13 protein-coding genes are annotated in these 10,438 nt (G+C 57.0%); 7 read left to right on the forward strand and 6 right to left on the reverse strand.

The features are described 5' to 3' along the window. Positions 1-136 precede the first annotated feature (136 nt). Genes ACLH1I_RS18065 through ACLH1I_RS18080 form a run of 4 tightly spaced genes read right to left on the reverse strand, consistent with a single transcriptional unit; the run spans position 137 to position 2,887 of the window. A complete protein-coding gene (locus ACLH1I_RS18065; protein WP_198079808.1) occupies positions 137-940 on the reverse strand; it encodes a carboxymuconolactone decarboxylase family protein in 804 nt (267 codons plus the stop codon). A 32-nt stretch (positions 941-972) separates the two neighbouring features. Beyond that, positions 973-1,992 carry an aldo/keto reductase gene (locus ACLH1I_RS18070; protein ID WP_065799959.1) on the reverse strand — a complete coding sequence of 340 codons (1,020 nt, stop codon included), beginning with the start codon at positions 1,990-1,992 and terminating at the stop codon, positions 973-975. 20 nt (positions 1,993-2,012) lie between these two features. Further along, positions 2,013-2,576, reverse strand: coding sequence for an NAD(P)H-dependent oxidoreductase (locus ACLH1I_RS18075; RefSeq protein ID WP_004205334.1), 564 nt, complete (start codon positions 2,574-2,576; stop codon positions 2,013-2,015). A 2-nt stretch (positions 2,577-2,578) separates the two neighbouring features. Next, complete coding sequence (locus ACLH1I_RS18080; protein WP_004205336.1) at positions 2,579-2,887, reverse strand: hypothetical protein; 309 nt, start codon at positions 2,885-2,887, stop codon at positions 2,579-2,581. Positions 2,888-3,025: 138 nt separating this feature from the next. Between ACLH1I_RS18080 and ACLH1I_RS18085 the strand changes: the two genes are divergently transcribed. Together ACLH1I_RS18085 and ACLH1I_RS18090 are read left to right on the forward strand one after the other, a co-directional pair. Further along, entirely contained in the window at positions 3,026-3,925 is a 900-nt protein-coding gene (locus tag ACLH1I_RS18085) for a LysR family transcriptional regulator (protein ID WP_004205338.1), read from the forward strand. A gap of 160 nt (positions 3,926-4,085) precedes the next feature. Beyond that, positions 4,086-4,349: a hypothetical protein gene (locus ACLH1I_RS18090; protein ID WP_004205339.1), complete on the forward strand. Its 264-nt coding sequence runs from the start codon at positions 4,086-4,088 to the stop codon at positions 4,347-4,349. Positions 4,350-4,352: 3 nt separating this feature from the next. On the opposite strand, the gene ACLH1I_RS18095 is transcribed toward ACLH1I_RS18090, so the two are convergent. Together ACLH1I_RS18095 and ACLH1I_RS18100 are read right to left on the reverse strand one after the other, a co-directional pair. Beyond that, positions 4,353-4,925, reverse strand: coding sequence for a DUF1349 domain-containing protein (locus tag ACLH1I_RS18095; RefSeq protein WP_004205340.1), 573 nt, complete (start codon positions 4,923-4,925; stop codon positions 4,353-4,355). A gap of 18 nt (positions 4,926-4,943) precedes the next feature. Further along, positions 4,944-5,237, reverse strand: a complete 294-nt coding sequence (locus ACLH1I_RS18100; protein ID WP_004205341.1) for a YciI family protein — start codon at positions 5,235-5,237, stop codon at positions 4,944-4,946. A 218-nt stretch (positions 5,238-5,455) separates the two neighbouring features. Here ACLH1I_RS18100 and ACLH1I_RS18105 point away from each other — a divergent pair, with 218 nt between their 5' ends. From ACLH1I_RS18105 to ACLH1I_RS18125, 5 genes are all read left to right on the forward strand, one after another. Next, entirely contained in the window at positions 5,456-5,785 is a 330-nt protein-coding gene (locus tag ACLH1I_RS18105) for a metalloregulator ArsR/SmtB family transcription factor (protein WP_004205342.1), read from the forward strand. A 51-nt stretch (positions 5,786-5,836) separates the two neighbouring features. Continuing rightward, entirely contained in the window at positions 5,837-7,129 is a 1,293-nt protein-coding gene (locus ACLH1I_RS18110) for an arsenic transporter (RefSeq protein ID WP_064178216.1), read from the forward strand. A gap of 9 nt (positions 7,130-7,138) precedes the next feature. Beyond that, the gene (gene arsC, locus ACLH1I_RS18115; RefSeq protein ID WP_062914424.1) at positions 7,139-7,561 is read left to right on the forward strand and encodes a glutaredoxin-dependent arsenate reductase; all 423 of its coding nucleotides are present in this window, start codon (positions 7,139-7,141) and stop codon (positions 7,559-7,561) included. 471 nt (positions 7,562-8,032) lie between these two features. Continuing rightward, entirely contained in the window at positions 8,033-9,586 is a 1,554-nt protein-coding gene (locus tag ACLH1I_RS18120; RefSeq protein ID WP_017899270.1) for a peptide MFS transporter, read from the forward strand. 184 nt (positions 9,587-9,770) lie between these two features. Next, positions 9,771-10,070 carry a DUF1889 family protein gene (locus ACLH1I_RS18125; RefSeq protein WP_004205347.1) on the forward strand — a complete coding sequence of 100 codons (300 nt, stop codon included), beginning with the start codon at positions 9,771-9,773 and terminating at the stop codon, positions 10,068-10,070. The last annotated feature ends 368 nt before the right edge of the window (positions 10,071-10,438 follow it).

The raw sequence follows: 10,438 nt of genomic DNA on the forward strand, positions 1-10,438 counted from the left end.
ATTCACGATCGAAGTCTCCATACTTCGATAGACCGTTTATGTTCTTTCCGTGAGACCTAATCGAAAGCCCTCGTGGTACCTTTAAATTAACAATTAACGACGAATAAAGGACAGCTTCCCTGTCCTTTATTCTTTTTTATTCAGTTTTGCTCTCGCGCGATCGCAATACCTCACCGACCACAGGAGCAGCGGTAAACGCATTTGGCCATCCCGCGTAGAACGCCGCCTGGGCAACCACTTCTCCGGCCTCTTCAGCCGAAAGCCCATTATCCATGGCTCTGTTTAGGTGGCAGCCAATCTGCGCGCTCTGTCCGGCGGCGATTAACGCGCTGACCGTCACCAGGCTTCTGTCGCGGGGCGTTAGCGCGGGCCGTTGCCAGAGGTCGAGAAACAGCGGGTCGGCGGTAAATTTAACCAGGCCAGGTGAAATGGGGCCGACATTTTTTTCGACGGTGTCTGCACGCTGTTTCTCTACCTGTTCATTGAGGGGCAGCAGCGTCGGCGAGGCGGCGGGGAGGGACTCTGCCGTCACGCCCCTGGCTTCAAAGATGGCTTTAGCGACGCTGACGGCTGACATCGCATTGGGCCAGCCAGCGTAGAAGGCGAGGTGAGTAATGATCTCTGACACTTCCGCTGGCGTCACGCCGCTATCGAGCGCGACGGCAATATAGTGCTTCAGCTCTCCTGGCTGGTTGCGGGCAATCAGCATCGCCATGGTCACGATGCTACGGTCGCGGGCGGACAGGGCGTCACGTTGCCAGAGGTCGTTGCTGATGGCCTCGCGGCCGAAGCGCGCCAGCGCCGGCGACACCGCTTGAATATCAGCGTCCGTAAGGGTAGAAGGGGTAATTTTCATCATAGCTTCATCTCTTTGTTCGTTGGCATAAGCAAAATCAGACAGCACAAGCGACAAGGCTGCCGCGGCAATCACGTTTTTCATATTTGCTCCTTTCCGATCCACTGGGCGGATCGTTAGCGCGTCCACACCTGAGGATGGTCTTTGGCTTGCGGCGTGTTTTGCGCCATCACGCCTGTGAGGAAGTGCGGCTGATAGGCTTCTTCCAGATAGCGGATTTCTTCCGGGCTCAGTTGAAGGGCTACAGCGTTGACCGCGCCGTCAACATGATGCTTTTGCGTGGCGCCGACCACCGGGGCGGTGACTTTAGTCAGCAGCCAGGCCAGCGAAATTTCGGTCATGGAGACCTGATGCCGTTCGGCAAGTTCGGCGACGCGGGCAATAATGCTCCGATCCTGCTCTGCCGTGCGGTCGTATTTGCCCCGGGCATAATCATCTTCCACCGCTCGCCGCGTGTGGCCTTCTAAGCGGGCGAGACGGCCGCTGGCCAGCGCGCTATAGGGAGTCATCGCGATATTATCTTCCGCGCACAGCCCGAACAGCTCTCGTTCGTCTTCACGCATAATCAGGTTGTAGTGGCTCTGCACAGAAACAAAGGACGTCAGCCCTTCGCGTTCGGCAAGGGCGTTCGCCTTCGCCAACTGCCAGGCATAACAATTGGAAATGCCAATCGCGCGCACCTTGCCGGCGGCGACAGCGGCATGCAGCGCCTCCAGCACGTCGATAACCGGGGTGTTGTAATCCCAGATGTGGTAAATGTAGAGGTCGATGTAGTCCATCCCGAGGTTTCGCAGACTCTGGTCAAGCGAGCGGGTGATCGCCTGTTTTCCGCTGATCCCCCCGGCAATCTGGGCAGCGGTTCGTGGCAGAAACTTGGTGGCCAGCACCACATCCTCGCGTTTTGCCATCTCCCGCAGCGCCCGGCCAACGTACCGTTCGCTGGAGCCGTTCTGATAGGCGATGGCGGTATCGTAAAAATTGATGCCCTGTTCCAGCGCGTAGCGGATGATGTCCCTGCTGGCTGTTTCGTCCAGCGTCCAGCGATGCTGACCCGTTGACGGATCGCCAAACCCCATACATCCCATGCAGATGCGGGAGACCAGTAAGTCACTCTTCCCGAGCCGGGTATACTGCATCTTTATTTTCTCCCTTTGGGTTATTCCACCAGAGTTTTAAGCCGTGCGATCAGTCTGGCCGCGTGTTCCCGGGCACGCGTTTTTTGCTGAGCGATTTTGTCGGCATCCCGGTCGGCGTAGCTAATGCCGCAGGTATAAACCGGCGCCAGCAGCTCAAGATTGCACAGCCTGGCCGTGGTCTCGAAGGGAAGGAGATACTCCTCAATGGCATAGCCAAAGAAACCGTCAGCGGTATAGAGCGTCTGTGGCGCTCCCGTGGTGAAGGAGAGGATCAGCTTTTTACCACCCAGTTTCGCCGTTGAGCCATGGGCGAAGCCGTGGACAAAGACCTCGTCCAGCCACTGTTTCATTAACCCGGGCAGCCCATACCAGCTAAAGGGAAACTGCCAGACAATCACATCCGCCTGCAGCAGGCTTTCCTGCTCTGCGGCGATGTTGAATTTGCCGTCCGGATAGAGCCAGTCCAGACGACGGATTTCCGCATCAGGCAGGGCGGTCGCCAGCTCATCGAGGATGGTGGCGTTGGCGATGGAATGGTTAAGATCCGGATGCCCGGAAACGATAAGGATATGAGGCTTTCTCATCGTTACTCCTGAGGTTTAAATTCGGCAGAGAAGAGGTTTTCCCAGTTAATAAACGAGCCGAGTGGAATACACTCGAAGGTTAATAAACCCGCCTTCGCCAGCGGAAATTCGGCCATGACGTTATTCGCCTCTTCCACGGTGTCGCACTCTAGGAAAATAGCGACGCCGGGTCGGTCCTGACGGAAATAGATGTCGCGGATAAAGCCAGATTTATACAGCCCCCAGGCATGGAGGGCTTCCGCGGTAAGGTGCGGCGCATAGTGTTCCAGCGTTGCGCCGGGCGCGGGGATATCCAGACATAAAATTCGCATCGTTGTCTCCGGAAAGTCGTTATCAGCGGGAAGAGACAAAAGTATACGAGCCACAGGGAGTGAAGATTAGGCGGTCATTGACTTAAGAATATTTAGCCTGTACTTAATAATCAGGCGAGACTGTCGCAAGGAGATGCTATGAATAACGCACTTTATAATCAAATACGCATCTTTCAGAGCATTGCGCGCGAAGGCAATATCTCGGCCGCGGCGAGGAAATTAGAAATCACGCCGCCGTCTGTTAGCAATGCCCTCAAGTTGCTGGAGGAGCATATCGGTCATCCGCTTTTTGTGCGTACCACCCGGCGAATCGAGCTGACGGAAACTGGCCAACAGTTGCTGGAGCAAACCGCTGCGGCGGTCGAGGTTCTGGAAACATCGCTGGAGAGCCTCCGCGATCAGAATCGGGAACCCTCCGGGGCGGTGAGAATTACGCTCTCGCGCTTTGCCTACCTGCTTATTCTTAAACCGGCGATGGCGGCTTTCTGTCAGCAATACCCGGGGATCCAGCTGGAAATATCGGTCTATGACGGTACCGTCAATATCATTGAAGAACGATTCGACCTTGGGATCCGCTTTGGCGATATTCTCGAAGGCGGGGTGGTCGCCCGCCCGTTAATGAAACCGTTTCGCGAAGGGTTATATGCCTCCTCAGCCTATCTGGCCGAATATGGCGTGCCTGAGTCGCCCGCCGATCTCAGCCATCACCGGCTGATTGGCTATCGCTTTATTACCAACCACCGTATCCTCCCGCTGATCCTCAATGACCACGGCGAGCAACTCACCGTGGAGATGCCGGGGCAGTTAATCAGCAATGATATTGACGTCATGGCAGACGGTATCCGCCATGGACTGGGGATTGGCCGCTTGTTTGAACCTATCTGGCGGCTACAGCCCGATCGTGAACAGTTTCTACCGGTGATGGAGGACTACTGGAAAACCTATCCGCCGGTTTATCTCTATTACCCGAAAAACGCGGGTAAAACGAAAAGGGTGAAAGCCCTGATTGATTTTCTGATAGCGCATACCGCGGCATAAAGGCTATTTTGCGTGCGAAATGTCTGAAGACACCGGCCCTGTCTTTCCCTCTGCCTTAACCCTATACTCCCTGCGGATAAAGCGGTTTTTTATCGCGGTGTAACGGCTTATCCCATCGTCAACGCGATGGGTGGGGAATTTCAATAAGGGAGAGGCAGCAATGGGCAGACGCTTAATGGTCTGTGTGTTCGCGCTGGTGGCGTTTTCAGCCACTGCAGCGCATGGCCATCACGGCCAGTCGGTAATATCGAGCGCCGACGGCGGCAACGGTTCGGACGGCGGCAGTAGCGATAACTCCTCAGGCAGGGCAGGGTGCCCGGGCGGCACCGATCCCGATAAGCACGGCCATTTTTACCTGCCCGGCACCCGCGAACCCTGCAATCCTGGCCCTCAGGATGCAGAGAAAGTCGGGTCTTCCCGCTAGCGTTCAGCTCAGATCGTGCAGCGCTTTGTCCAGCGGCGGGGAAAGCTGAATATCCCGAAATGCAACCGCCAGTCCGCCGCGCTCCGGTGAGCAGCACATAACGCCGGCTTTTACCGGGCCTGGCGGAAAGTAGCCAAGACGCAGCAGCGGCCAGCGCTCGCCGTCGGTCGAATACTGCAGCCTTAACGCATCGCCTTTGCGGGTCAGCCGTAGCCAGAAAGTGCGCGGGTCGCCGGGGAAAAGCCCGGTGGCCCAGTCGGAGTGGGTTAACGTCAGCACGCTGCCGATGGCCGGGGCATCGTCATTAAACTCAATCCCCGCCTTCAGCCAGGTCTGCTCGTCCGCCATCATCATCAGCCCGGCCTGGTCGTAAAGCGTGGTGAAATCCGCACAGATTTTTGCCTGCAGGGTAAAATCGCCCTCCACCTCAGCGGCATAAAGATGGCCGGAGAAGCGTTCGAAGCCATACCAGGTATGGCGCCAGAAGTCGGTATGCTTATCGGTGACCACCGTCAGGCCGTCGGCATCGCGGTGCCACTCGGCAGGTTCATTAATCCAGTGAAAGGATGGCTGCATTTTTCCTCCGGAACAGGCTTATAACAGCGACTGCAGCGCGGGCGACGCCATGCTGGCCTCAAAGGGAATAATCTCCGTATGGGCGAGGCCCAGCTGCTGGAAGGGATCCTGGCCCAGACGCGATTCCAGAATTTCCCGGCTGTCGCATTTCGCCAGAATCACCCCGCCGGTACGAGGAATACGGCGGCCGGAGGCGAGAAAGAGGCCGTCAGCATAGCATTTTTTGAGCCATTCGACGTGGGCGGGGATCGCGTTGTCAATCTCTTCGAGCGGTTTTATATACGTTAAAACAACCACATAAATCGTACTCATCCTGAAAACCCTGTCAATCCGATGGGATCTTCAGCCTGACACATTTCAATGATGGATAAAAGAAAGCGCGGCATTTTTGCGTGCTATTGAGCAGGAGGCGCGTGCTGCAACTGCAGGGAGATTTATCGCAGCTGTGAAAAAACATATATGTATTTTCGAATGTATATTGATCTTTAATCGTGGTCCCGTATGCTGTCCGTCACGCTTGAGGAGAAACCATGTCTTTATTACCCCTGCAACTGTTCAAAAACCTCGCCGATGAAACCCGGCTGGGGATCGTGCTGTTGCTCAAGGCGCGGGGAGAGCTGTGCGTGTGCGATCTCTGTACGGCGCTCGCCCAGTCCCAGCCCAAGATCTCCCGCCATCTGGCAATGCTGCGGGAGAGTGGGCTGCTGCGGGATCGAAAACAGGGTAAGTGGGTCCATTATCGCCTCTCTCCGCAGATGCCGGCCTGGGCGGCGCAGGTGATTGAGCAGGCCTGGCTAAGTCAGCAGGACGATGTGCGGCTGATGATCAGCAGACTGACCGACGGGCCAGGTTGTCGGTAAAAAATTTATCTTATCATATATGATTTTTCGAATGTGATTGGTGGAGGAACGATGTTGCTGGCAGGTGCCATTTTTGTCCTGACCCTGGTGCTGGTGATCTGGCAGCCGCGGGGGTTAGGGATCGGCTGGAGCGCGGCCTTTGGCGCGGCGCTGGCGCTGGTCACCGGTGGCGTACAGATAGCCGATATCCCGGTGGTGTGGCATATCGTCTGGAATGCCACCGCCACGTTTATCGCCGTGATCATTATCAGCCTGCTGCTCGACGAGTCCGGCTTTTTTGAATGGGCCGCGCTACACGTTTCCCGCTGGGGAAGAGGGCGGGGTCGTCTGCTGTTTACCTGGATTATCCTGCTCGGCGCGGCGGTGGCGGCGCTGTTTGCCAACGACGGCGCGGCGCTGATCCTCACGCCCATCGTAATTGCCATGCTGCGGGCGCTGGGGTTCAGTAAGGGAACGATGCTGGCCTTTGTCATGGCAGCCGGGTTTATTGCCGATACCGCCAGCCTGCCGCTGGTGGTGTCGAATTTAGTGAATATCGTGTCGGCAGATTTCTTTGCCATTGGCTTCAGGGAGTACGCTTCGGTGATGGTGCCGGTCGATCTCGCGGCAATCCTCTCCACCCTGGCGATGCTGCACCTGTTCTTTCGCAAGGATATCCCACCCGCCTGGGATATGGCGTTACTGAAAGCGCCGGCCACGGCGATAAAAGATCCGGCGACGTTCCGCACTGGCTGGGGCGTGCTGCTGCTGTTGCTGGTCGGCTTTTTCGTTCTTGACCCGCTGGGGATCCCGGTCAGCGCCATCGCGGCGCCGGGAGCGGGGATCCTGTTTGCTGTCGCGAAGCGCGGGCGGGTGATTAACACCGGCAAGGTGCTGCGCGGCGCCCCATGGCAGATTGTGATCTTCTCGCTGGGGATGTATCTGGTGGTGTATGGCCTGCGAAACGCCGGATTAACGGATTATCTGACCACGGTTCTGAACATGCTGGCGGAGCGCGGGCTGTGGGCCGCGACGCTGGGCACCGGTATCCTGTCGGCCTTCCTCTCTTCAATCATGAATAATATGCCCAGCGTACTGGTCGGCGCCCTGTCGATTGATGGCAGTGCGGCAACAGGGACGATCAAAGAGGCCATGATATATGCCAACGTCATCGGCTGCGATCTGGGGCCGAAAATCACGCCGATTGGGAGCCTGGCCACGCTGCTCTGGCTGCATGTGCTGACGCAGAAGCACATCACCATCGGTTGGGGTTATTATTTCCGCTGCGGCATCATCATGACCCTGCCGGTGCTGCTTGTGACGCTGGCCGCGCTGGCGCTGCGTCTCTCTTTCAACCAGCCATGAGAACGTACTATGAGCATCACCATTTACCATAACCCTGAATGCGGCACCTCGCGTAATACCCTGGCACTGATCCGCAACAGCGGCGCTGAGCCCACCATTATCTATTATCTGGAGACGCCGCCGTCGCGCGATGAGCTGCGCCAGCTGATCGCCGCGATGGCGATCCCGGTGCGGGCGCTGCTGCGGCAAAACGTCGAACCCTACGATGCGCTGGGCCTGGCGGAAGACCGGTTTACAGATGACCAGTTAATCGACTTTATGCTCCAGCATCCGATCCTGATTAACCGTCCGATCGTGGTGACGCCGCGGGGCACCCGACTCTGTCGCCCGTCAGAGGTGGTGCTGGAGATCCTGCCGGCGCCGCAAAAAGGCACCTTTGTGAAGGAAGACGGTGAGCGGGTCATTGATCGGGCGGGGCAGCGTGTAAAATAGCGCGCAAAATGGCGCCGGCTATAGCAGCCGGCAAGCCTTGTAAATCCTGCCGCACGGTTGGCTCTCCGGGGGTAGCACCTGGATGGCTTAATAATATTCTCACTTAGCGCTATTTCTGCCTCCTCCGGCCCGTTTCCCTTACTTTTCCTGTCGTTATATGCCCTGTCCGCACCGACGGTTTTTGTCCTTTGTTAATCAATCAACTTACTGTTTTTAATAAATAAAATTATGTATTCTGCACAATGGCATAATGTCAACGCCGTTTACGTTTTTGCGAACATTAAATCTATAAAACTAGATGTTTGTCGACTTTTCATCTAAAAAGGAACGGTAAGGGGCTGGACAAAACCACTGCATGGTTATCAAATGGTTAAAAATGCTCGTATCTGATGTTAAGACAAACAAATTATAAATCGTCAGCCCGCTTTATACGGTTAACTTGCGCTGCGGCGCACCTTTTCTGGAGAATTTATGCATTCCTCTGTTAATAAAAACGAAAGCCGTACCTTTTTCGGCCATCCTTATCCGCTGGGCTCCCTGTTCTTCACTGAAATGTGGGAGCGTTTCTCGTTTTACGGGATCCGTCCCTTACTGATCCTGTTTATGGCGGCGACGGTTTACGACGGCGGGATGGGGCTGGCGCGGGAGAACGCCTCGGCGATCGTCGGGATTTTTGCCGGCAGTATGTATCTGGCCGCGCTGCCGGGCGGCTGGCTGGCGGATAACTGGCTAGGCCAGCAGCGCGCCGTCTGGTACGGCTCGATTCTTATCGCCCTCGGGCACCTGTCGATCGCCCTGTCGGCATGGCTGGGCAACGACCTGTTCTTTATCGGCCTGATGTTTATCGTCCTCGGTTCCGGGTTGTTTAAAACCTGTATCTCGGTGATGGTCGGTACCCTGTATAAAAAAGGCGACGCGCGCCGCGACGGTGGTTTCTCGCTGTTCTACATGGGGATCAACATCGGCTCGTTTATCGCGCCGTTAATCTCCGGCTGGCTGATTAAATCCCATGGCTGGCACTGGGGCTTCGGCATCGGGGGGATCGGTATGCTGGTGGCATTGATCATTTTCCGTGTCTTTGCCGTACCGTCGATGAAGCGCTATGACGCGGAGGTTGGCCTCGATTCCACCTGGAACAGCCCGGTGGCGAAAAAGAATGGCGTTGGGGCGTGGCTGCTGGCGCTGGCCCTGGGAGTGGCGGTGCTGGTCACGCTCATTAGCCTGGGCACGATCGTGATTAACCCGGTGGCGGTGGCCAGCGTGCTGGTCTATGTGATTGCCGCCTCCGTGGCGCTCTATTTCATCTGGCTGTTCGTCTTCGCCGGCCTGAGCCGTAAAGAGCGGGCGCGCCTGCTGGTATGCTTTATTTTGCTGGTCTCGGCGGCCTTTTTCTGGTCCGCGTTTGAACAGAAACCGACCTCCTTCAACCTGTTTGCTAACGACTACACCAACCGGATGATCGGCGATTTTGAAATCCCCGCGGTCTGGTTCCAGTCGATTAACGCCTTGTTTATCATTCTGCTTGCGCCGGTCTTCAGCTGGGCGTGGCCAGCGCTGGCGCGCAAAAACGTCCGTCCGGGCAGTATGACCAAATTCGTCATTGGCATCCTGTGCGCAGCGGCGGGCTTTGGCCTGATGATGCTGGCGGCGCAGAACGTCCTGAACAACGGCGGGGCCGGTGTGTCGCCGCTGTGGCTGGTGGGCAGCATCCTGATGCTGACGCTCGGCGAACTGTGCCTGAGCCCGATTGGTCTGGCGACCATGACCCTGCTGGCGCCGGAGAGAATGCGCGGCCAGATGATGGGGCTGTGGTTCTGCGCCAGCGCGCTGGGTAACCTGGCGGCGGGGCTGATTGGCGGTCATGTGAAGGCCGATCAGCTGTCGCTGCTGCCGGACCTCTTTGCCCGCTGCTCTATCGCGCTGCTGATCTGCGCCGCCGTACTGGCCGTGCTGATTGTCCCGGTCCGCCGGATGCTGGAGAACAGTCAGTCCAGCGCCGCGCAAAAATCCGTCAGCAACGCCTGACGCGATCCCCAGGCCGGTCCCCCGGGACCGGCTTGTTTTTTGTCCAACCCCCGCCTCAGCTGTGCAAAATCCCCTTTTCTGAATGCGCGATGTCCCATAACGTGAGCGTGTTCTTTGAAATCACGTCGCTTTCCGGTCCATAGTGTAGTCAGGTTTACTATGTGGTTAATATAAGGACACACCTATGCCAGCAGTCATTGATAAAGCATTGGATTTCATTGGTGGTATGAATACGTCTGAGCCAGTACCACAGTCTATGGATGAAAGTACCGCGAAGGGAATTCTCAAATATTTGAAAGAACTGGGCGTGCCAGCCAGCCCGGCCGATGTCGCTGAGCGCGGTCAGCAGCAGGGCTGGAGCGCCGGGTTTACCGACAAAGTGGCGGAGTGGGCTGAACGGGTCGCCGCCGGCGAACGGCTGGTGATTAAGCATCCGGAATTCTTTTCCACCTACATGCGCGAAGAGCTGCGCGCCCTGGTGTAATCGCCGCGCATCAATCCCGCGTCTTCTGTTAAATGCCTTCCCCATCCGGGAAGGCATTCTTGCTGATGATAAACCTGTTTGGTTATTGTGCCCGCCTTTCTGCCGGGTGGCGGCTTCGCCTTACCCGGCCTACGAAAGGCAGCAATATCAAACCGTTATGCGGTTGGCTGTAGGCCCGCGCAAGCGCAGCGCCGCCGGGCAATCCCTGAAGATTGCCCGGTGGCTGATGACAAACCTGTTTGGTTATTGTGCCCGCATTTCTGCCGGGTGGCGGCTTCGCCTTACCCGGCCTACGAAAGGCAGCAATATCAAACCGTTATGCGGTTGGCTGTAGGCCCGCGCAAGCGCAGCGCCGCCGGGCAATCCCT

The sequence above is a fragment of the Klebsiella sp. 1SOBk10mer genome (assembly GCF_046602535.1).
Lineage (GTDB): Bacteria > Pseudomonadota > Gammaproteobacteria > Enterobacterales > Enterobacteriaceae > Klebsiella > Klebsiella quasipneumoniae.